Annotated in this window: 18 protein-coding genes; 11 read left to right on the forward strand and 7 right to left on the reverse strand. The window is 56.9% G+C overall.

Features of this window, described 5'->3' with window-relative positions; translation table 11 throughout:
- The first annotated feature begins 341 nt into the window (after positions 1-341).
- Both Pla52nx_RS30030 and Pla52nx_RS30035 read left to right on the forward strand, forming a co-directional pair.
- Positions 342-3,950 carry a family 16 glycoside hydrolase gene (locus Pla52nx_RS30030; RefSeq protein WP_197455067.1) on the forward strand — a complete coding sequence of 1,203 codons (3,609 nt, stop codon included), beginning with the start codon at positions 342-344 and terminating at the stop codon, positions 3,948-3,950.
- Positions 3,951-4,014: 64 nt separating this feature from the next.
- Positions 4,015-5,505, forward strand: coding sequence for a PQQ-dependent sugar dehydrogenase (locus Pla52nx_RS30035; RefSeq protein WP_146523179.1), 1,491 nt, complete (start codon positions 4,015-4,017; stop codon positions 5,503-5,505).
- A gap of 101 nt (positions 5,506-5,606) precedes the next feature.
- On the opposite strand, the gene Pla52nx_RS30040 is transcribed toward Pla52nx_RS30035, so the two are convergent.
- On the reverse strand, positions 5,607-6,050 hold the full coding sequence (locus Pla52nx_RS30040) for a hypothetical protein (protein WP_146523247.1): 444 nt from the start codon (positions 6,048-6,050) through the stop codon (positions 5,607-5,609).
- Between the two features lie 49 nt (positions 6,051-6,099).
- Positions 6,100-6,540, reverse strand: a complete 441-nt coding sequence (locus tag Pla52nx_RS30045) for an acyl-CoA thioesterase (RefSeq protein ID WP_146523178.1) — start codon at positions 6,538-6,540, stop codon at positions 6,100-6,102.
- A gap of 263 nt (positions 6,541-6,803) precedes the next feature.
- Here Pla52nx_RS30045 and msrA point away from each other — a divergent pair, with 263 nt between their 5' ends.
- Both msrA and Pla52nx_RS30055 read left to right on the forward strand, forming a co-directional pair.
- Complete coding sequence (msrA, locus tag Pla52nx_RS30050) at positions 6,804-7,499, forward strand: peptide-methionine (S)-S-oxide reductase MsrA (RefSeq protein WP_390620418.1); 696 nt, start codon at positions 6,804-6,806, stop codon at positions 7,497-7,499.
- A 103-nt stretch (positions 7,500-7,602) separates the two neighbouring features.
- Positions 7,603-8,136 (forward strand): hypothetical protein, encoded by a 534-nt coding sequence (locus tag Pla52nx_RS30055; protein ID WP_146523176.1) that lies wholly within the window; start codon positions 7,603-7,605, stop codon positions 8,134-8,136.
- Positions 8,137-8,292: 156 nt separating this feature from the next.
- Here Pla52nx_RS30055 and Pla52nx_RS30060 read toward each other — a convergent pair whose 3' ends face one another.
- Positions 8,293-10,860: a glutaminase family protein gene (locus Pla52nx_RS30060; protein ID WP_146523175.1), complete on the reverse strand. Its 2,568-nt coding sequence runs from the start codon at positions 10,858-10,860 to the stop codon at positions 8,293-8,295.
- 244 nt (positions 10,861-11,104) lie between these two features.
- Between Pla52nx_RS30060 and Pla52nx_RS30065 the strand changes: the two genes are divergently transcribed.
- Positions 11,105-11,668, forward strand: coding sequence for a methylated-DNA--[protein]-cysteine S-methyltransferase (locus tag Pla52nx_RS30065; protein WP_197455066.1), 564 nt, complete (start codon positions 11,105-11,107; stop codon positions 11,666-11,668).
- Positions 11,669-11,672: 4 nt separating this feature from the next.
- Positions 11,673-12,911, forward strand: coding sequence for a DNA glycosylase AlkZ-like family protein (locus tag Pla52nx_RS30070; RefSeq protein WP_197455065.1), 1,239 nt, complete (start codon positions 11,673-11,675; stop codon positions 12,909-12,911).
- A gap of 55 nt (positions 12,912-12,966) precedes the next feature.
- On the opposite strand, the gene Pla52nx_RS30075 is transcribed toward Pla52nx_RS30070, so the two are convergent.
- On the reverse strand, positions 12,967-14,253 hold the full coding sequence (locus tag Pla52nx_RS30075; RefSeq protein ID WP_197455064.1) for a radical SAM protein: 1,287 nt from the start codon (positions 14,251-14,253) through the stop codon (positions 12,967-12,969).
- 189 nt (positions 14,254-14,442) lie between these two features.
- Complete coding sequence (locus Pla52nx_RS30080; RefSeq protein ID WP_146523172.1) at positions 14,443-15,666, reverse strand: amidohydrolase family protein; 1,224 nt, start codon at positions 15,664-15,666, stop codon at positions 14,443-14,445.
- Here Pla52nx_RS30080 and Pla52nx_RS30085 point away from each other — a divergent pair.
- The 4 genes from Pla52nx_RS30085 to Pla52nx_RS33065 all read left to right on the forward strand — a co-directional run bounded on the left by Pla52nx_RS30085 (position 15,665) and on the right by Pla52nx_RS33065 (position 17,415).
- Positions 15,665-16,273, forward strand: a complete 609-nt coding sequence (locus Pla52nx_RS30085) for a DNA-3-methyladenine glycosylase (protein WP_146523171.1) — start codon at positions 15,665-15,667, stop codon at positions 16,271-16,273. The genes Pla52nx_RS30080 and Pla52nx_RS30085 overlap by 2 nt on opposite strands.
- A 61-nt stretch (positions 16,274-16,334) precedes the next feature.
- Positions 16,335-16,913, forward strand: a complete 579-nt coding sequence (locus Pla52nx_RS30090; RefSeq protein ID WP_231742737.1) for a type II toxin-antitoxin system RelE/ParE family toxin — start codon at positions 16,335-16,337, stop codon at positions 16,911-16,913.
- A 1-nt stretch (position 16,914) separates the two neighbouring features.
- Positions 16,915-17,157 (forward strand): ribbon-helix-helix domain-containing protein, encoded by a 243-nt coding sequence (locus Pla52nx_RS30095; RefSeq protein WP_146523170.1) that lies wholly within the window; start codon positions 16,915-16,917, stop codon positions 17,155-17,157.
- Entirely contained in the window at positions 17,158-17,415 is a 258-nt protein-coding gene (locus tag Pla52nx_RS33065; RefSeq protein WP_146523169.1) for a type II toxin-antitoxin system RelE/ParE family toxin, read from the forward strand.
- Positions 17,416-17,631: 216 nt separating this feature from the next.
- Here Pla52nx_RS33065 and Pla52nx_RS30100 read toward each other — a convergent pair whose 3' ends face one another.
- Both Pla52nx_RS30100 and polA read right to left on the reverse strand, forming a co-directional pair.
- Positions 17,632-18,108, reverse strand: coding sequence for a hypothetical protein (locus Pla52nx_RS30100; protein WP_146523168.1), 477 nt, complete (start codon positions 18,106-18,108; stop codon positions 17,632-17,634).
- Between the two features lie 861 nt (positions 18,109-18,969).
- Positions 18,970-21,774 (reverse strand): DNA polymerase I, encoded by a 2,805-nt coding sequence (gene polA / locus Pla52nx_RS30105; RefSeq protein ID WP_146523167.1) that lies wholly within the window; start codon positions 21,772-21,774, stop codon positions 18,970-18,972.
- 307 nt (positions 21,775-22,081) lie between these two features.
- On the opposite strand from polA, the gene Pla52nx_RS30110 reads away from it, so the two are divergent.
- Positions 22,082-23,098 carry a potassium channel protein gene (locus tag Pla52nx_RS30110; protein ID WP_146523166.1) on the forward strand — a complete coding sequence of 339 codons (1,017 nt, stop codon included), beginning with the start codon at positions 22,082-22,084 and terminating at the stop codon, positions 23,096-23,098.

Below are 23,098 nucleotides of genomic sequence, written 5' to 3' on the forward strand. Positions count from 1 at the left end.
CCAGATCGATAGCCCGGATTATTCACTCGACTCACGATAGTCATCGCAAAACGTTTGCGTGAAACGGCTTGCGCGGATTGGTAGGAATGGTAGGAATGCAGTCTGCGCATATCAGCCGCCACGCGATAGCCACACGCTCACCCATCACATCCGTTTTCGGTTCACCAAGTTTCCGCGGCGGGCAAACCGCACAGCAGCATACGCTAACGATTTGGGAAATCGAACGACAATGCATTCCGCGTCTCTCCCAGAATTTTTGGGCTGATTTTGCAGCCGGTCAGGCAATCCGCTACCATGCTGTCAATTCCCGCCTCCCCCCTCTCAACCTTTCTCTCCTCCGCATGCCATTCCTGCCACGCCACACGTTGCCCTTCATTGGCCTCGTCTTGCTTCTCGCGACCGCATCCGCCGAACCCCCGCAAGCGGATCCCGCTCAGGCAGCCAAAGACCCTGACTTTCTGGTCCAGGGCGAATACGCCGGTGTTCGCAAAGGCATGCAGGTCATCGCGTTGGGCGACGGTGAATTCGACATGGTCGTCTACGAAGGCGGTTTGCCAGGCGCGGGTTGGGACCGCGCTGAGCCTCGCCGACTCGATGGGGACAGCGATACGGTGCTTGATCTCGTCGATTCGATGAAACTGAAACGTGTCGAGCGAGAAAGTACCACTTTGGGTGCCAAGCCGCCCTCGGGTGCCATGGTCCTGTTCGACGGCTCCGAAGGCTCGTTGGCAAACTGGGAGGGCGGCAAGCGATCTGACAGCGGCTTGTTGATGCCTGGAACGTCCAGCAAGCAAACCTTTGATGACTACACATTGCACCTGGAGTTCCGAACTCCCTACCTGCCGACCAAACGTGGCCAAGCCCGTGGGAACAGCGGCGTGTATCACCAAGGTCGCTATGAGACCCAAATCCTCGACTCGTTCGGTTTGTCCGGCGCGATGAACGAGACCGGCGGCATCTACTCGATCGCCGCGCCCCAAATGAACGTCTGCTATCCGCCACTGACTTGGCAAACCTATGACGTCGATTTCACCGCCGCCCGTTACGACAACCAAAAGAAGAAAATCACGGAGCCGACGATCACCGTTCGTCTCAACGGAGTCATCGTTCACAATGCGGTCAAGCTCACCCACGCCACCACGGCCGCCAAGTTGGGTGAGGGTCCTGGACCTGGCCCGATCTACCTGCAAGACCATGGCAACGAAGTTCGCTATCGCAACATTTGGATTCTGCCTCGTGATGTCGAGCGTGAAGCCGCCCGCCCGATCGTCCCCGGTTTTGAACGGTTCTTTGCCGGTAATCCCAACGCCGCCGCCGATGGCGGCCACGTCCTGATCAGCTCGCTCGCGTGTAACGCATGTCACGCAGGCGGGATCGACGCGATCCCAGGCAAACGCGGACCCGACCTTACCGCTGTCCGATCTCGCGTTCGTGGCGATGCTTTGGTTGCGATGATCGCCAATCCGCACCAAACCAAGACCGGAACCACGATGCCCGATCCTTGGGTCGGAGCCGATGAAACGACTAGGCAGCAAAACGCCACAGCGATCGCCAGCTACCTGACGTTGCGTGGCAAGGGCGAATTCGTGGATCGCCCCACTCGCAACAAGAATGCCGATCGCGGCGCTGAACTCTATCATTCGATCGGTTGCACGGCGTGTCACTCGCCGCTGAACAACTTTGCCAAACCCTCCGCATCGCTGCCGCTGGCAACAACGGTACCCTTGGGCGACGTTGCCAAGAAATACTCCACCGTCGCGTTGTCTCGGTTTCTGCAGAAACCTCATGACGTCCGTCCCGGTCTGCGGATGCCGGCGCTCGTGGGCAGCGAGTCCGATGCGTTCGCGATCGCAAGTTTCCTGACGCGTAGCGTCACCGAACGAAGGAACACATCGAAATTCTCGCGCAAGGTGTATCGTGGTCAGTGGCAACAGTTGCCGGATTTCGATTCACTGACGCCTGTGCAAACCGATACCGTTCGCGGGCTCAAGATCAACGACATCAAACCAGCAAATGATTACGGCGTCGTCTTCATGGCCGACATTCGAATCGAGAAAGCCGGCAAGTACCGTTTCCGTATCAACAGCGATGATGGTAGTCGACTGATCATCGGCAAAAACCGACTCGAAAATGACGGAATCCACGCTCCCCAGGCCAGGGAAGCCACCTTTGAATTGACGGAGGGCATCCACCCGATTCGCATCGAGTTCTTCAACGGCGGCGGTGGTGCCGAAGTCGACGCACAGATTTTTGATCCTGTTTTCGGGCGTGTCGACATCGAAGAAATGATCGTGGACCCCGACCAACCCGCCGAACCGAGCCTCCTGCCCAGCCGTTTCAGCGCCGATGAATCCATGGCGGATACAGGTGCGAGACTCTTTCGCTCTGCGGGATGTGTCCAATGCCACGGCTTTGGTGACGACAAAACCAACGAGGCCTTTGCGCCCGCTTTGGACGTCGCTCGCGCCGGACAAGGCTGCCTTGCCGACACGGTTGCCGCCCCCGCGGTGGACTACGGACTGACATCCCTTCAACGCAGTGCGATCGAAGCCGCGATGGTGGACCTCACTCGCAAAGTGAAACGGTCCCCGCAAGATGTCGACCAACAGCGTGTTCACCTGACGATGGCGGCACTCAATTGCTATGCCTGTCACCGTCGTGGCGATGTCGGTGGTCCTGAGCCGAGCCGCGAGGCAATGTTCAAAACCCAGATTCCCGAGATGGGATTGGAAGGCCAACTGCCGCCGCCACTGACCGGAGTGGCCGACAAACTCAATGACGAATACCTCACCGAGTTGTTCAACAAGGGTGCCAACGAGCGACCGTACATGCTGACCCGCATGCCAGGTTATCGGCACGAGCCATTGGCTGATTTTCACCAATCGTTGGTGCGACTAGACCGGGACGACAGCAAGCCCACGGTAGACAATTCGGACACACACAATGAAATCGTCGCCGCCGGCAGACAAGCCGTTGGCAATCGCGGGCTGGCGTGCATCAAATGCCACGCCTACAACGGTGACAAGGGTGGCGGGATCGGCGCGATCGATTTGCTGGCGATGCCACGACGTCTTCGCGAGTCATGGTTTCATCGCTATCTGAAAGACCCCCTGGTCTATCGTCCCGGAACACGTATGCCCAACAGTTTCGTCGATGGCCGCAGCGCACTGACGAAACTCTACGACGGCGACCCCGCAAAACAGATCGATGCCATGTGGCAATATCTCAAGGAGGGTACCGAAGCCAAAGAACCAGAAGGCTTGAAAGAAGGTGCCATCTTGCTAGCCGCCGATGCCCGTCCACGAATCTACCGCAACTTCTTTACCGACATCTCAGCACGCGGCATCGGAGTTGGCTATCCGGGCGACGTCAATTTGATCTGGGACGCCGAGCAAATGACCTTGGCAAAGATCTGGAAGAACAGCTTCATCGATGCCGCCATGCACTGGCAGGGGCGTGGACAAGGCCGACAGCAACCGATGGGAGATGACGTCGTCGACATCGAAAAACAAACGCCATTCGCGCTGCTGCCCTCGCTGAACTCTCCTTGGCCCAAAGAGTCGGGACGCGACCGTGGATATCGATTCAAAGGTTACCGACTCGATGCGGACGGCAATCCTGCGTTCGGTTACCGATTCGGTAACGTCACCGTCACCGAATCGATCAAACCGTTTGAGCCCACGATCGGCAAAGGTGCCTCGGGGTTCTCGCGCGAGATCACCATTGAGCGAAACGATCCGTCGTCTGACGAGTCTCTCGTTTGGCTGATCGGCTCGGGAAAAGTCGTCGAGGGTGACGGTGGTTACCGAGTCAACTCCCACGGCGTGGCAGTCGTCTCGGACAACGACGCCGTTCAACCGCAAATCATCCAAGTCGGTTCCGATCAACAGCTTCGCGCGATCATCCCCAATCAAGCCACCGTGACGATCCGCGAAGTCATCCTCTGGTGATGTGGCATCGGCCATCCGTCACCACCATTCCCACCGCTCGCATTTCATATTCACGCCCAATCCCATGACTCTCAACAATCGATCAATTATCTCCATTGCTGTGTTCACACTCGTTGTGACGGCGCTTTCCGGAGTCCTGTCGGCGCAGAAACCCAGCGAAGACGATTACTACAAGATCACGACGTTCGAAACACCATTGGACGAAGTCATCGAAGCATGCGGATTTCAGATGATGCCCGATGGCAAGCTGGCGGTGTGCTCGCGACGTGGTGACATCTTCATGATCGACAAACCATTGGCCGACACCGTCACCGCCGAGCAGTTTCACGTCTACGCACGCGGCTTGCATGAACCGCTGAGCTTGGCACTCAAGGACGGCTGGCTTTACGCGACACAACGCCCCGAGGTCACCCGCATGCGTGACAGCGACGGCGACGGCTTGGCCGACGAGTTTGAAACGGTCGCCGACGGCTGGGGCGTATCAGCGGACTATCACGAATACGCGTTCGGCAGCAAGTTCGACAAGGACGGCAACATGGTGGTCACGCTTTGCCTGACCGGCTCCTTCAGCAGCGCCGTGCCGTTCCGTGGTTGGGCGATGAAAATCACACCGGACGGCCAAACCATTCCCATGACCAGCGGCGTTCGTTCGCCCGCCGGCATCGGTGCCAACCTGGACGGCGATCTTTTCTACACCGACAACCAAGGACCGTGGAACGGAACCTGTGGCCTGAAGCCATTGATCGCGGGCAAGTTCGTCGGTCACCCCGGCGGCTTCCAGTGGTACGATTCCGCTGCCGACTCGATGGGCAAGCGACCGACGGAACCCGAAAGCGGCAGTCGCATGCACATCGAACTGGATAAGATTCCTGAGTTGGAGCCGCCAGCGATCCTGTTCCCCTACGACAAGATGGGCAAGAGCGCCTCGGGCGTCGCTTGCGACTCGACCGACGGCAAATTCGGTCCCTTCCCCGGCCAACTCTTTGTCGCCGATCAATCCCACAGCACTCTCATGCGAGTGTTCTTGGAAAAGGTCAACGGACACTACCAAGGAGCCTGCTTTCCGTTTCGCAAAGGATTCGCGTCGGGCAATGTCGGTGTCGAGATGACGCCGTCGGGGGCTCTGTTCGTCGGTGGCACCAATCGCGGTTGGGGATCGATCGGTACGCGACCGTTTGCGGTGGAGCGTCTGGATTGGACGGGCAAAGTGCCCTTCGAAATCAAAGAAATGCGACTGACACCCGATGGCTTTGAGCTGACGTTCACTCAGCCGGTCGACCCTGAAACGGCATCCCAACCGGGCAGCTACACGATGGAAACGTATGCCTACGAGTATCGATCACAATACGGCAGCCCCGAAGTCGACCACACCAAACCGACGATCAAGGCCGCAACGGTCTCCCAAGGCGGTATGTCGGTCACACTCACGATCGACGCTCTGCAACGTGGTCACGTGCACGAACTGACCAGTGCCGGCGTGAAGAACACAAACGGCCAAAATCTGTTGCACGACAAGGCCTACTACAACGCCAACTATCTGCTGTCCAATAAGTAGCCAACGTTGGAGTACAACGTTGGAGTCCAGGCTTCAGCCGCTCACACCTGAACCGAGCACAGTTCTTTCAGCACAGACCCCAGTGCTCGATCGCCTAAAGGCTATACTCCAACGTGTCGTTCCTGATGACTGGCTGCTGATCGTCGACCAAGCCACGCGATCAAACATCCTCCCATGATCGTCGAGAGCGATTCACCCAGCGTCCACCAGATCGGCAGCGAAGACATCCCGTCAACAACGCCTTGCATCACACCAAAGCCGATGGTTCCGATGGCCAACCATCGAATCATCGGTCGATACCGGGGCAGATCGTTTGCGATCACGAACAGCCCGATGCCGCCGAATCCGTAGATCAGCGACAAATTTCTCGCCAAGTAGAACGTCAGCGGCGCCGATGGAAACGGTTTGATCGTCAACCACTGGGCAATCCGGATCATCCAGGATTCCGGCATCACGGCTGCGGGGAACGCGAACAAGGTAAAGACACCGACCATCTGCAAGAACCGAATCAACCAGCGATCCGCTGCCGTGGTTTCTTCGCTCATGTTCTCCGAGTTCGACTTTTCAATGGGCTCGTCCACACACATTGCCTTCTCACGATTGCTGCCAAGGAAGCACGGGAGTTGTTTCAGGAATCGTCAATAGTTTGAGCGCTGCATCCGGAATCGCCAACGCCTTGTGGTTTCGCAAATCGACGAATACCCATCGTGTCTCGACACGAGCCAGGACGGTTCGATCCGCCGGTCGACAGATCACGTACTTGCGTCGTGATGCAAAACGTTGGATTTCGCTGACCCAGGTTCGAACGACGATCTCATCGCCGGCCACCGCGGCCGCCCGGTAAGTGACCTCGTGACCGCGGACGACCCAGCCCAGGCCGTCCGCGAGCGCCGCCGCCGTGTCCCAGCCGGTGGATTTGGTGTGTCCCCCGGCGGCCCAAAGCGTCCATTGGAGATATCTCAGGTTGTGGACGTGCTGTTGAGCATCGATTTCGTCCGGCAAAACCGTGTGGTGAAAGTCAAAAAACGCGTGCATCGGGCGTAATATGCTTCTTTGCGAGAAAAAAGGGAGGGAGCAGAGAATCCGTCGACGTGCCAATTCAGGTCGGCGCTGTGTTGCCCCAGAGCGTATGATACAAGCGTGTCGCGTAGACCCTTTGCAAGGCGATTTTTGCAGGACACCGCCTTAGCCAACGCAAATCGACCCGTCGTCCGACGCACCCGTTTCCCGCACGATCGATTTCGTGCCCAACCGTGGAGAACGTTTCCATGCTCGCTCGTTTGAAGTCAACCTCATCCATGCGTATTCCATCCTTGTCTGGTATTCGACGGTCCATCGCTCCGGCATGGAGCATTTTGTTGGGTATCACGCTGGTCACGGCCAACACAGCTACCTGCATGGCGGCCCAGCCTGCCGAGGAAACTCAGTCTGACGCAAAACCTGGCGAGAGCAAAGAGGCCGTGGCGACGCTCGCAGGTGGATGTTTCTGGTGCACCGAAGCGGTCTACGAACGTATGGAGGGGATCGAGGACGTGGTCTCAGGCTACATCGGCGGCACCGTCCCCAATCCGACCTACGAACAAGTCTGCAGCAAGTTGACCGGTCACGCGGAAGCCGTCGAGATCACTTACGACCCGTCGGTCGTCACCTACGAAGAAATCCTGGAAGTGTTCTTCAAGACCCACGACCCGACGACGCTCAATCGCCAAGGCGCCGATGCCGGCCCCCAGTATCGCAGCAGCATCTTCTATCACGACGAGGAACAGAAAAAGATCGCTGAGAAGTACATCGAAAAACTCAACCAATCTGGCGAATACAATCGCAAGATCGTGACTTTGCTTGAGAAGGCCACCACGTTCTACCCGGCCGAGGAGTACCACCAAGACTACTTCCGCCGCAATCCGAACGCGGGCTACTGCAAGTACGTCGTGCAAAATAAAGTCCGCAAGTTCAACCGAGAATTCGGTGACAAAATCAAAAAGGACCTCAAGTAGGTAATACGTAAAACACGTAGTCGCGTCTCTCCGAGACGCGAAGCTCCGAGCCTCAGAGAGCCTCGGCTACGTGAACAAGGTACGTTAAGAATAGAGTCGGATCATGAACATCTCACGCGTCCTCCTCAGCTTCGTGATCGCAACCTCGGCGTTGGCGACCGCGAATGCTCAAGTCGTCCAGCTCCCCACGTTCCACCAGTTCTCGTACAACGGTTCGGTTCTCGTTCCCGATGGTGGAACCACATCGCTCGGCGGTGTCAGCCGCTCCGCCATCGGTTCATCGCACCGTCCGGGTAGTCGAGCGCTGGGGGCGACCCTGAGCCGCAGTAATGCATCGGTGACCGTCACCATCATTGATCACGACGAAATCGATCGACAGATTCGCGGGGTGACGGCCGATCGCCCCAACGGATTTCCCGTCGACCCCGCTGCGGCAAAGGTCGTCGATCAAGACGCGGAAGGCAAAGCACTGGTGAGGTACGCGCGAGCCAAATATCGCAGCGGTGACCAATCGGCGGCCTTCGAAGGCTATCGGATGGCGATCGCCGTCCTCTCTCCAAATCTTCGCCAGCTTGCCGAAGCCGAATTCAAGCGACAATTCGGCTCCGCAGCGACGCAAGCCCTATCGATGCGTTGACGCGGACGGTGGTGTTCGTTTTCGAGTTGGAAAGTCGAACGACAATCGTCGCTCGACTTTCCAAGTCGATAGCGTGCCCCGCCAAGCGTTTTGCCATTCCCCGTCATTGACTCAAGAACCGGACGCTATCGCGCAGCGGCTGATGAATCATCCGGGCTAGTCTTGGGGGACGATCGCGTCCAGGCCGACGTCGATGAATTGGCCGCCGGTCGACTGGTGGACGTGGATCGCGATCACGTTTTCACCTTCACGTAGCGCACCGGATGGAAACTCCACCGTCTCGTACTCCGTCGTGAATCCGCCGTAGTGACCCAACAGTTTGCCATTGAGGTACACCGACGCTTCTTCATCATGCCAGATCCGCAAGGCAACGCGTGGCGGCAACGGTGATGTCAGCTTCATCGTGCGTCGCAACCAAATGTCGTTGGTATTCCAAGTCGTTCCCACGGGCGCGCCGGGAGTTTCTCGAGTACCCAGTCCGCCTTTGCCGGTTCGCCACTGCGCGTCGTCAAAGTCCGTTGCAAACCAGTTCTCAGATGGTTTCGTCGTTGTGAAACGATAGTTCGTTTCGGATTGATCGCTGGTGCCGACCAACGATTTCGTTTTGGGTGGCACGGGCATGGGCGCCCAATCGGATGACTTGGTGACATCTCGCGATGCGTACTTTTGCCAGACAGGCGAGTCGTACAACAGTTTCAGGAACACGCCGCCCACGACGGGCCGTGCCGTGAAACCTCGCTTCTTTGCCGTCGAAGTGAAGTACCAATCTGTCATCGGAGAACGATCCGGCGTGGCATGCAAGAAATCATGCACAGGACCAACCAACGCGTCAAAGTCATCGCGGTTCTCTGTCAACGTTGCCGTCCACAGGATCCAATCGAGTTTGGTGTAATCGGACCGGTTGTCTAACGGCAGCCCGTATCGGTTCTGTGTCTTGCGATAGAAACGCATCTCCTGCTGGTAGACTTCTTCGGGAAACAATCCCAAGTCCAACAGACGATCCCAAACCAAGTTGTATTTCTGGCTCCACGTTCCTTCGCGGTCAAACGCCAGACGAAAATGGTCACCATCGCGAGCCGCTTGAACCCATTGGTTGGCGTATTGCTTGGCGATCTTTCGATACCGGTTTGCTTCGTCCGTCATGCCACGCATGTCACACATCATTGCGTAGGACCCCAAACCGCAGATCGCTTTGGCGCTCAAGTTCACGTTGTGGGCCATGTGGCCGGCGAAGTCGTCGGTGCAGAGTTGATTGTCCGGATCGAATCCTTTGTCTTGTAGGTAATCCGCCCACTGACTGAGCTGTTCCCAGTAGATCGCTGCGAAATCCGCGTTGCCTTCCATTTTTGCCAGGGCACCGAAAAGTGCGAGCAGGTTGCCGCATTCCTCCACCGGCATCTGGTTTTCTTCGCTTCGCTCTCCGCCGCCGTATCGCTGACCATTGGCCATCGGATAGGTGCCCAGATCGTGCGGCGCAAACGGAAACCGCCAACGCTCGGACGCTGCATAGTCCATGAACGGAACCAACATGGACTTGGTCAGCGTCGGGCCGAACAAGAGAAACTGGGGAGCCATCGGATAGAAAACGTCCGAGGTGGCGATGCAGCCGTTGGAGTGGTTTTCTTTGCAGAATTGCAACGGCTGTCCCTTCGCGTCGGCCACAAACTTTCCCGCCGCAAAACATTGTCGATATGCCAGGGCTCCGATCTCTGCGTACTCTGTACCGCCCGAGTGTTCGAGGTCTGCCATCAATTCGTTGTCAAACTCTTGGCAGCGTTTTTCCAATACGTCGTGTTCTTCAATCGCAGCCGTGATCAACTCGGCTGCCTCCCAACCGTCCTTGCGCCAGTAGGGACGCAATGGCTGTTTCATGTACTCGATGGAATACAGGTCGTCGTAAGCGATCAACGCATAGCGGGAGGTGGGTTCCTTGCCGACAGAGCCGACGGACATCGCCACGGCGGCGACCACATCGCCCGCGTTGACAGGAAATGTCGGCGCTTGTCCGGCCAATGCTGCTAGACCTTGTTCGCCGAACGAGTCACGCAACTGATCTGCGTTGCCAAATGCACGGGTGGGAAAAAAAGCGTCAGGTGCGGCGACGTACAAATAACCCCAATCGATGCGTAGATCGTCGCCTGATTTTCCAAGCACCTCCTGAGACTCCGTTCCGATCTTCAACGAGTTGGCATTGGCCATCGCGACGGTGGAACCGACCACTTGCTGATCCAGAACATTGGTCGCTAACTCGCCTCCGGCGTCGAAGTAAAACTCGACTTGATGGACACGATCACTGGCGGATACGACACTGCAATTCACGTAGGTCGTTGGTCGACTCAGGATCGCCACATCGTCTGGCAGCGCAGGCGTCGTGAATGTCAGGGTGACCTTCACATCAGCGCCGGCAAACTCGTACACCGTTCGCGTTGGTAACACCTTCACACTGACTTGCTTCATGGCCGCCAGTGTTTGTGGGGAGCCGCCCATCAACCGATAGGCCTGTCCGTCCACGCGTACCAATGCAGCCATTCGATGCTGCTTGCCCGTCCAGTGAGTCGTCCGCGATGCCCAAAGTTGATCCGTTTGGGACCAAACGCTGAAGTAGGGGTCGCAGGCAACCAGGGGAACGGCAGGCGGTCGAAACGCGTCCGCGGCACTGCACAGATTCGACCAAACACACGCGATGGCGACGAACAGAAGTGGGATGGATTTGGAGTGTTTCATGTTTGCCTGAAAGACGGATTTCACAAAGTACGGTTCTCGATGTCGGGTACGACCTTCACAGAAGCCCGCATCGCATCATGGTGAACACCAGATCCTACTCCTATTGGGCAGCCATGCAATGAGAAGCAACACGGTCGTCCTGAGATCCGTTCTCACGTGGCTACATGAGAACGCCCGTCGTGTGTTATCGTGCTCCATTGAGACGCGTCCCAATTCTGTGCCTTTCCTGCAAACCGAGCAAAACATGATTGACTCACGCGAGCAGTCAGAGCAGCACCTCCTGTTCAGTACAGAAATGGGCGTCTGCGGGATCGCATGGACGCCGGTTGGGCTGACGCGGTTTGTTTTGCCCGAGCGCAGTGTCGCCTTGACAGAGGCTCGCTGCAGCAGTCGAGGCTCGCGATGCCGCGAGAACGCATTGCCAGATCATGTCGCAACGTGGGTCGAAGCAATACGGAACTATTTCCAAGGGCGGCCGATCGAGCTGAACGACATCCCCTTGGATGATGCTGCTCACAGCGTATTCAGCAACGCCGTTTATCGAGCGCTTCGATGCGTGACGTGGGGAACGACAACCACTTACGGTGCCTTGGCACGAGCCGTCGGATCCCCCGGAGCGGCCCGATCCATCGGTCGGATCATGGGTGCCAATCCATGGCCGGTGGTCGTGCCCTGCCATCGCGTCTTGGCCAGCGGCGGAAAATTGGGTGGCTTTTCCGCGCCAGGCGGCTTGTCGACCAAAGAAGCTTTGTTGAAGCTGGAGCACTGCTCGGTTGGTTCGTTACCGTTGTTTGACAGTGATGGGTAAAGCCGTGGCCACCAACAAGAGCAGCGATTTGTCGATCGATGAAGCACGCCGGGTCGTGTTGCACGCTCAGGGGTTCCACGGTGTTCGATCCACCAAGCCCGTTTCAAGACGCAAGCTGAGCGATTCGATCCAACGTCTGGGTGTTTTGCAAATCGACTCGGTCAATATCCTGGCACGAGCTCACACCCTACCGACCTTCTCGCGGATTGGTCACTATCGCGAGAATGATCTATTCGATTTGGCTTACTCTGATCGGCACCGGGCGCTGTTTGAGTACTGGGGACACGCAGCGTCACTTCTGCCATTGGATCTTTATCCGCTGTTGCGATGGCGGATGACACGGGCGGAACAGGGAACGGGCATCTACACCGGGCTGGCTCGGTTTGGTCGCGAACGAGCTGAATTGATCCAGCAAGTCCGACGCGAGATCACCGATCGTGGACCGCTTTCGGCTGCGGAACTGACGTTGAGTAACAATCGATCGGGAGGCTGGTGGGGCTGGTCCGATGGCAAAACGGCTTTGGAATGGCTTTTCTGGGCCGGCATTGTCACAACAGCAACGCGTCGCTCCACGTTTGAACGCGTTTACGACCTGACGCAGCGTGTGTTGCCTCCTGCGGTCTTGAACGCAAAGGCTCCGGATGAATGCGAATCTCATCGTCAGTTGGTCGGGCGTTCGGCGATCGCACTGGGTGTGGCAACCGAGTCGTGCATCAGGGACTACTACCGTTTGGCAGCCAAGGAGACCCGAGTCGCGATCGGCGAGCTGACAGACGCGGGAGAATTGATTCGCGTCCAGGTGGACGGTTGGCGCAAACCCGCGTTCATGCATCACACGAACAAAGTGCCGCGCTCGGGCAGCGGAAAAAATGCAGCGGCACTGCTCGCTCCATTTGATCCTTTGATCTGGCATCGCGACCGTGCCGAGTTCTTGTTCGGTGCACAAATACGTTTGGAAATCTACACGCCCGCCGAAAAACGCAAGTACGGGTACTACGTGTTGCCGTTTCTGCTGGGCGACCGTGTCGTCGCGCGAGTGGATCTCAAAGCAGATCGTCAGAACGAAACGCTATGCGTGCTGGCGACTCACGCGGAGTCGGGTGTTGCCCCAAAGACTTTCGTCAGCGAATTGGCAAAGGAGCTGAACTTGCTGGCACATTGGTTGGGCCTGCCCAAGGTCCAAGTGACACAAAAGGGAAATGCTGCTCGGGCATTGCGTGCCGAGATTGGTCAAAGCAGGTAGCCATCGGTCGCGAAATTGTACCGACGGTTGGTCACTCTTGGCCGATTGTCTTTGCTCAATGCAAGACAGGTAAATCACTTTTGGGCTGCTTTGCCGCCGACTGGTTTTCACCGACATCCGGGTCACGATAGTTTGCGGTGTCGAAGTGGCGTGTGTAGGTTCCAAAATCGTTGAACGCGTATTTCTTTGCCCAGCGATACACGAAACTACGCTCAGGAATCTCGTCACCCGGTTGGTATTGGCTGCGTCGCGGTTCGACGTTCCGCAGTTCCTCCGCCACCGCGCCGCGGACCGTCGTGTCTCGTGCACCATGTTTTTCGGCCAAGTCCAACAACAAGTCCGGTCGTTCCATGATCACGCAGCCGCGTGTGTTCTGCGCGGTCAACTCGCGAAAATCGCGTAAGAACTCAGAGTTGTTGAAGGTCTCCGCAAGCGGTCGATCGTCGTGGATCGATTCGGTCGCCAATTGAATCACCGGACACGGCTCGATATCACCCCAGGGACCGATATGGTGTGTGAATCCTGTCGCCGCGGGGCACAACGCGTTGCCCGCGTCGTCGTGATACGCATCGATCACGATGATCGGCTTGGTCGCGCGAGTGTCGACCACAAACTGACGCACCTTGCGTTGCTCGGCGCTGTTGAGTGCCAGTTGTGGGTTGGGCTCGGGGCCGACCGGACGATAGATGTGGTACCAGCAATACATCACGCCCATGTCGATCAATGCGTCCACCCACTTGTTGTTGACCAGGTCATCGAGGTTTGTCTTGCAGACGCTGGTGCAAACGCCGACCAGCAACTTGTGCTTCAGCGCGGTCTCGAGTCCCTTCATCGTTTGACTCAGAACACCGGCTCGGCCGCGACGCGTGTCGCTGATCACGTCGGTTCCTTCCACGCTGATCAACGGGGTGACGTTGCCAAACTTTCGTAGCTGAGTTGCGACTTCGTCGGTGATGAAGTGCCCGTTGGTAAAGACTTGGAAATAAACGTCGCGGTTCTGTTCAAAGATCTTCATCAGGTCTTTGTGCATGAAGGGTTCGCCACCCAGGATGCCAAAGAAGCTGTTGCCCATCGCCTTGGCCTGGCGAATCGTCTCGTTCGCCGCATCGACTTCGATCTTGTGCTGCTTGGCACCCACATCGACCCAGCAACCCTGGCAACGCAAGTTGCAACTGTTGATGACCGACATGTACAGAAACGGAGGGAAGAACTCCCCCCGCTTGAGGCGGCGTTTGTGCTTGTGCACGCTGAGCAGGCCTTTGACGCCCAAGGTCCAAATGGCCTTGGCCAATAAACGCTTGTCCGTCTCGGTCAGAAATCGGCGGGCCAATCGAAAATACATGCGTTGGAATCTATCCGGAGGAAAGGATCGGAGAAGTACTCATTATGTCCCGAAGACACCGTGATTGCACAACCCGTTTTGTCACTCTATGGGGACGTGCGGAGAATAAGTGTCGCGAAATCCATGTAGCAATGATCGCTCCGCGTGATTTTTTCAAAGAGACAGGACACTTATTTTCCGCACGTCCCGTCAGAGTCTGGGCCAATAACGGGGCCAATCGACGTCGAGAATCGCGTCACAGGGGACGAACGGTTGCTCTGCGAAGTCGCGAAATAATCCCTCCAGATCGCCAGCGGTGGTCGCGACACACCCAAACTTGGCTGGGGAGCCCGCCGAAATCCTGCCCCATCGGGGATACCGCAACGCGTCGGCCCCCCCGACGGTCGCCATTTGAATGATCGCGTGCGGTGAAAGGTCTTGACGATGTTTGAGCAAATGCTGCACTTCGCCCCACAGACTCAAATCCGGGTTGCTGGCGCGGGAATCGGTGCCCAAAGCGACACGGACGCCAGCACGCAGCATCCGGTCGACGGGGTGCCGGGAATGGCCAAAAAAATGATGCGTGCGAGGGCAATAGACGACCGTCACATTCGGATGCCCAGCGAGCTTTTCGATTTCGGATGCATTCAAGTCGTTTCCATGAACCAACAGGGCACTCGGCGCGCGAGCCAACAGATCGATCAACGTGACGAAATTTTGATCGGCATTCCAGGGAAACAGTTCGTCGCGCCACACCCCCATCCGCTGCAACGCGTCGGCAAACGGCCCCGTGCCACGCTGCAGCAATTCACGTTCCTCTGGAGATTCAGCGACGTGCATCGCCAGCGGAACGTCGGCCGATTTCGCTCGCGTCACACAATCCTGAATCAATGCCCATGGCGTCGAATAGGGCGCGTGGGGACTGATCCCGGCGTCGCTGCATTGTTGCAGGTGGTCCGATGCGACGGCGAGTCTTTCTGCGGCACGCTGCTCGCTCAGTCCGAGGACTTCCGCGAAAGTCACCAACGATGGCAACGTGTCATCGCCCTGGTACTGACACGGTAACGTGGCGATTTCGCCAATCAAGCAAACACCGGCGTCCTGTGACTCTCGCCACCCGAGCAAGATGTTCTGTGCTTTCTGTTGGATCGTGGTTACCGACCGGGCGTTGTAAACCTTGCCGATCCAATCGGCCAATCGCATGCCCGGCCGGCCAATCGGCCGAGGGCAATCAGAGAACTCCAGGTGCGTGTGAGCATTGATCAGTTGCGGCATCAACGCGATGTCGCCCAGATCCGTCGCCTCCGGAGGGGCGGGACCATCGCCGACGTCTACGACCTGTTGACCTGAGACACGAACCCAGCCACGCTGAATTGGTGACGCAGTGATCGGTACGATCCAACGAGCTGTATAAATTCGATCGGGCGGTGACATGAAAGACTTTATCAGCAAGGGCCAGCGGCTAGACGCCGAATTCTACAACGATTCTCCCGAGAGCGTTGCCCGGCGGTTGATCGGTGCCGCTCTGCTGCGATGCGTCGATGGCATGTGGCTGGGTGGATGGATTGTTGAAACGGAAGCCTATTTGTCGGCGCGAGATCCCGCCAGTCATAGCGCGCGTGGAAAAACGGCTGGCAACGCATCGATGTTTGGTCCACCAGGAACCTTGTACGTTTATCCGATTCACGCGAAGTACTGCATGAACGCGGTGACGGAAAACGAAGGTGTCGGCAGCGCGGTGTTGATCCGCGCGATCGAGCCTGCGTGGGGAATCGAACAGATCATCCAACACCGAAACCAAACCCATCCGCGACGGCTGACATCCGGGCCTGCGATGATTTGCCAAGCCTTGTGTGTCGACCGACGCGACGACGGAAAGGATCTGACGCAGGACGATGACATCTTGATCCTCGCGGCCGTTGATGAAACGCAACGCCGAATTCGGGCGTGCAAGCGGATCGGAATCAGCAAAGCCAAAGACCGCCGGTTACGGTTCGTAGATCGCGATAGCGCCTACCTGAGCCGGCCCGTCGAGACATAGACGGCTACTGTCACCTCCGCCAGTGAGCCGCAAGGCGCTAGCCGCGGGCCAGAAGCGGATTGTGGCACCGGCCCACGGCAAACGCCTGGATACTCAGGGGGTTTTCGCCGACGCGAACCCGGCGAATGCCTCGACGCCGTACATGATCGAAGCGAGAAAACGTGGCACCGCGTGGAGAACGATCGTGCCGCAAGTCAGTTACGCACCGGAAGCGGATGACGATCTTGAAGCGATTGTGGAGTACATTGCACGTGACAAGCCGATGGCCGCGCGCGATTGGCTGTTGAACGTTCGCGAGACGCGCGAAAAGCTGGCGACACAACCCGGAGCAGGTGAGGTGCGCGAGGGATTTGGCGTGGAGGGTTGTCGGTCGCTCAGCGTTGGGAAGTACGTTGTGTTCTTCCACCCAATTAACGGTGGAATCGAGGTTTCGCGTGAATCACGCAAGTCGCGATTTGTAAGGCATCTAGGTCGCCCAACGGAAGGTTTTCACGACACCGCCCCAAACGAAGCGGTTGAGTTTGAACTAAATTTGATCGTACAATGGCGTCGAGGCTCATACTACATCGAAGGTGTGCCCGAAGGGCCTCAGCGTAAAAACCATGTTGTCAGTCGCGTCCCCTCGAGTAAGGTTGAATGAAGTGCCGAGTATACCAATTGAATTGCCAAGCGATCTGATGAGTTTTGTGGACCAAAGTGCGAAGCAAGGAGGGTTTTCCAGCGCAAGCGAATATATCGTAGCGTTGGTCGCCGCAGCGAACAAAAAGCATGGTGAAATTGAGGAGGCGTTGCTTGCCGGCATTGCCAGCGGTCCCGCAGAACCGTGGACAGACGATGAATGGCGAGCCATTCGAGAGCGCGTTGAATCACGAAGTGTGAATTAGGTGGATCACTCCAAGCCGATAACCCGACGTGCCAAGGCAAGCGAAGACGTCGAGTCCCATGCAAGTTACATCGCGGATGGCAGTGTCGATGGCGCCCTGCGATTTCTTGAGCGAGCTGAACAGACGATCAAGGGCTTAGCGATATTCCCAGCGAGCGGAGCGCCGTTTCCCACGGACGTGCCGGACTTGGCTGGAATGCGAACGAAACTAATCAGAGATTTCCCGAATCACGTCGTGTTCTACGTTGAACGCGAATAGTCTATCGAGATCATCCGCGTACTGCGCGCAGGACAAGACATGGCGGTAGAAATCAGGAAAGACTAGCGACCGACAACGGAAGGTTTTTACGACACCGCCCTAAACGAAGCGAGCGATGTATGAACTACGGCAATTGCAACAAGGCCAAGGCCCGCTGCCAAAGAGCCAAGGTGAGCCGAAGGCCTCAGCGTAAATACCATGTTGGCAGACACTGGCTTACGGTTGATTCTCAATCTGGGCAAGTCCCAGTTGAGCGCGCCGGTACAGTGGGTAGTCGATGGGAATCCAACGCAACCGCAACCATGGGCCGCCATTGCCACATTTCCAGCGCCGGTACGAGACGTTGACGATCACCGAACCATCAGCAGCGGGATCGAGGTCAACGCGATTGCCATACTGTTCCATGTCGGATTGCAGATATTCAGAGTCGAATTTCGCGATTAAGATTCGACCGTCGCTAAGCGTTATGCGATCGCCGTCAACTGCGGCGACGTCAAGAGGCGCGATTAAAGGGTCGTTGTCAATCACGTTGTCGTAGGTAAACGAAACGAACCCACCGCCCACAACCAACACCGCCAAAAATGTGACGACGATCAAAGGTTCGATGATTCGAGTTGCCCAACGTTTCACTTGTGTCTGCCAACGGAAGGTTTTGCCGACGCCGTTCGTGACCGAAGCGAGAAAACGTGGCAAGACAATAGTTTGTAGCTACAGCGTGAGGTTTGAACAACCAAAAGAGGCGTCCGCGGCGTGACCATCCGAGCGACGTTATCGAGGCGATTGAAGTTTGCCAACCGAACGACGCTCAAACGGCGAAGCCGCGGCTTAGCGGCAAAACCATGTTAGGCGACCGGTCAGCACCGAAGCCACCATCGTGATTGAGATTAGTGTTCGATTAGCGAATATTAGTGTTCAGCGCAGCCAAGTTTTTGGGAACACTAATCCGCACTAATCGCACACTAATGAACCCCGCAGGCAACCCGAACCTGGGATATCGCTAGGTCGCCTAACGGGTTTTTGGGCGACACCCCCTATCAACAGTGGGGTGTCGGGGAGGATTTGATTGCTTTTAGATTAGCGGGTCTTGGGGCTTGGGGAAAGATTGTTGTCAGGTGGTAGGTGGGCCTGTGCGGAGATATCGAGGCCTTCTTTTGATGGCAACGCGCAGAGTGAGATGTCGGCCGCTGTGGGGATGGCCGATGGGGCTGCGGGGGAAGATGTTTGATTGCTACGAGAATCAGGCGATCTCGGCGGAGGCGGCTGGACCGGGCTACTCGCGTGGATAGCGTCTCAAGACGTGCGCGGTGATGCGAGCGGAAAGCATCTCTTAGAAGCCCGCTTCGTGGATGCGATCGGCCTGGACTGATCAAAATTTGGGATTGTGGCACTGTGATGCTGCGCAAGTTTCTGTCACGTCCCTCGGGCGCAGCTGGGAGGTAATTGTTGCGAAGCACGGCACACGACGTCTGGCTTGTGTTTGGGCGGATGGTTGCATCCGCTATCGACTTGGAAAGTCGAGCGACAATCGTCGCATCCCGGGATTCGTTGCGGTTCTCAGTGAGCCTCCAACCAGTTTTTTCCGGTTCCCATTTCGACCACGATGGGGACCTGCATCGGCATCGCTGTTTTCATCGCCTGTTCGATCACCGGCATCACTGTGTCCTGTTCGTCACGCGGCATGTCAAAGACCAATTCGTCGTGAACGGTCAGCAGCATCTTGGTTTTGAAACCACCTGCGGCCAGCGCCTTGTGCACCTTGATCATCGCCAGTTTCAGCATGTCTGCCGCCGTGCCTTGGATCGGACTGTTCATTGCCAAACGCTCTGCGGCAGCCACGACTCCTTTGCTGCGTGAGTTGATGTCACGGATGTATCGACGTCGGCCGGTTCGGGTGGCGACGTAGCCGTGTTCTTTGGCCTGCGCAATCGTTTCGTCGATGTAACGTTGCACGCCGGGGTACTTTTCAAAATAGTTGCGAATCAACTCGCTCGCTTCCTCGCGTGGGATGTTCAACCTCTGTTGCAGGCCGAACGCTGAGATTCCATAGATGATTCCAAAGTTGACCGTTTTGGCTTTGTCACGCATCTCTCGAGTGACTTCGTCCGGTTCGACCTTGTAGACCTTGGACGCGGTGAATCGGTGGATGTCTTCGCCGCTGGAAAAGGCTTCCATCATCGCCGGGTCTTGGCTCAACTCGGCCATGACCCTCAGTTCGATTTGCGAATAGTCGGCTGAGAGCAAAAGGTGGTCGTCGTCTCGGGCCACGAATGCGGCACGAATCTCGCGTCCGCGTTCCTTTCGAATCGGAATGGTTTGCAAGTTGGGATCGTTGGACTGCAAACGCCCCGTCGCCGTCCAAGTTTGACTGTAGTGCGTGTGCAGCCGACCGGTTTTGGGGTTCACCGCTTCGGGCAATTGATCGACGTAGACGGATTTCAATTTCCGAGCGTTTCGATAGTCGAGCACGTCGGCGACGATCTGATGCTTGCTGGCCAGCTTTTCCAGTTCGGCTTCGCGTGTGGAATACTGTCCCGTGGCGGTTTTCTTTGGCTTGGCGACCAGCTCCAGTTCTTCATAGAGCACGACGCCCAACTGTTTGGGCGAGTCGATATTGAAGGGGTGTCCTGCGGCACTGTAGATACGGGCTTCCAGATCGCCGATCTCGGCCTGCAATTTGTCCGAATACTCGTGCAACGCTTCGCTGTTCAGCCGGATGCCTTCGTACTCCATGTCGATCAACACCGTCACGAGCGGACACTCCACGTCCATGCAGACCTCGCGAACTCCCAGTTCATCTATCTTGGGTGAGATCGCGTTGGCCACTTGCAGCGTCACATCTGCGTCTTCGCAAGCGTATTGAGAAAGTCTTTCCAGTGGAACGTCACGCATGTTTTTTTGATTGGGACCTTTAGGGCCGATCAATGCGGACGTCGGGATGGGTTGGTAACCGAGATACAGGTTGGCCAAGTAGTCCAGTCCATGTTTCATCTCCGGTTCCATCATCGTGTGCACGAGCATGGTATCAAACAATGTCCCGCGGACTTCGATCCCGTGCCACTTCAACAGCGAGACGTCGTACTTGAGATTGTGTCCGACCTTGCGAATCGATTCATTCTCGAAAACACAGCGGAATTCTTCCAGCACGGCACATGCGTCCTCCGCCGTTTCGCCACAGACGACGTAGTAAGCGGTGTGAGGTTGGATGCAAAACGAGATGCCAAGCGGTTGGACGGTCCGGGGATCCAATCCTGTGGTTTCGGTGTCGAAACAAAATGATTCGACCGACATGAGTTCCGCGATCAGAGCGGCACGTTCATCTGCGGTTGTCACCGTGTGGTATTCGTGGGGCACGTCATCGATCTTTTTTTCGTCGACCGGATCATCGAATAGCGTCGCTTGGATCTCCGTTTCCCGTTTTTCACGGATCACTGACGCACGCGAAGCAGCCGACGAGAACGATTTGCCAAACAAGCGTGTGCCGATCGTGTCGAATTCCAACTCCTGCAGCAACGCTTTGAGCTTTTCCTCGTCATAGGAGTCGTATTTCAATGCATCCAGATCGACCGTGTGAGGAACATCCATTTGGATGGTGACGAGTTGCTTGGAAAGCAAGGCTTGCTCGCGGTTCTCTTCGATGCGTTCGCGTTGTTTGCCTTTCAGTTTGTCCGTGTTCTCAAGCAGGTTTTCGACGCTACCGAAATCGGCGATCAGTTTCTTGGCCGTCTTGGGGCCGATACCGGGGACGCCAGGGATATTGTCGCTGGAGTCTCCCATCAGACCGAGCACATCGATGACTTGCTCGACCCGTTGAATCTCCCATTGAGCCAGGACCTCTGGAATGCCCAGCAATTCGACATCGCTGCCTTGTCGACCCGGCTTGTAGACGATGACGTCTTGGCGAACGAGTTGGTGGTAGTCTTTATCGGGGGTCACCATCCAAGTCAGGAACCCTTGATCGGACGCTTGATGGGCCAGTGTTCCGATGATGTCGTCGGCTTCGTAGCCCGGCATGCGAATCGCTGTGATGTTGAGGGCCTCCATCAGACGATCGATGTACGGCAATTGTTTGGAGATGTCCTCGGGCATCGCATCCCGTTGAGCTTTGTACTCTGGAAAAACCTTGTGTCGCTCGGTGGGTTCGGACGTGTCGAACGCGATTGCGATGTGAGTCGGTTCCTCGCGTTTCAGGATGTCCATGACCGTGTTCAGCATGCCAAAGACGGCCGAGGTGCAGAGGCCGCCGGAGGTGAAGCGGGGGCTGCGGACCAACGCAAAGTGGGCTCGGTAGACCAACGCCATGCCATCGAGCAAAAAAAGCTTGCGATCGTCTTGAAACAGGTCTTTGGGCTGTGCGTTCATGCGTGGGAGGCGATCGGATCGGGCAAGGGCGGCGATGGAAAGCTGGCAATGTAACATGGGGCGGGAATTGCCTGAACGGGCCGGTGAAATACTGCCGCTTGAGCCCCGTGGAACCAAATTTAGCTGCAGAAACAACTCCAGGGAGTGTCGCGTCTCGGGGGACGCATCGCCGCGAGGAATCGCGCCCTGGATTGATTGTTTTGCAGCCTGAGTTCGTGTGAGCCAGCAAAATGCGGTACAGTCCCTTATCAGAACGATGACATCCGGTTCCCTCTTTTCAGAACGACCGCTGCAACGCGGGGAGATCATGAAATCCCGATCACGACGCATGGCGCAGTGGATCGCTGGACGTGCGGAAGTGTTTATGTTCTGGCTATCGGCAGTCTTTTTGGTCTGCATGGCGATTCTCGTCGTGCTGTGGGTCGATGTGCCCGGTGTTCAGAGCATCGCCGCGGAAGCACGTGCGCAAGGCCTGACGGCGGAACCGGCCGAATTGATTGCCGGCGAAATCTTTCGGAATCGGCTAGAGATCGTTGTGCTGTCGGTGATGAGTGTGATCTGGCCGATCGTGGTGATGGAGGCGATCGCGCATTGGGTCACCAGGCCGTGGAATCGTCAAACACGACGATATCACTGGTTCAGTTTTTTGTTCTGTGTGTGCCCCGCATTGCGGATGTGCGCACGCAGTCCTGAGATGGGTTATCGATTATGGCTCCCGTTTTTGGGATGGCGACGAGCGGACAAAAGCTTGCAGCGAAAACTGGAGCGGATGTTCAGCTTTCCGATGCTCGTCATCGCATTGATGATCTTGCCGATTCTGGTCACGGAATTCTTTCTGAAAGTCCAAATCGCCCAGTACGCTTGGTTGCGACTGCTGTTGCACTTGGGCACGGGCGTGATCTGGTTCGCGTTTGCGGCGGAGTTCATCCTGATGGTCTCGGTGGCGGAAAAAAAGATCGCCTACTGCAAAGCCAACTGGATTGACTTGGCGATCATCTTGTTGCCCCTGTTGTCGTTCTTGCGTTCTCTGACCATGTTGCGTAGCACACGCCTGGCCAAGCTGATGGGACTGCCGCAGATCACGCGGCTTGCACGCGTCTACCAATTGCGAGGCACTCTGTTTCGAGCACTTCGCGCCTTGATCCTGCTGGAGTTCGCCCATCGTGTTTTCAAGACGAGCACAGAGAGACGCGTGGCGAGACTCAAGACGGAACTCGCGGAGTCAGAAAAGCACGCGAGATTCCTGCGATTGAAGATCGCTCGATTGGAACGCGAGAACGGAGTGGAAGATGTTGTTGAGGAACCAGCCGTCGATGGAGAGTAG

It is taken from the genome of Stieleria varia (assembly GCF_038443385.1).
Taxonomy (GTDB): domain Bacteria; phylum Planctomycetota; class Planctomycetia; order Pirellulales; family Pirellulaceae; genus Stieleria; species Stieleria varia.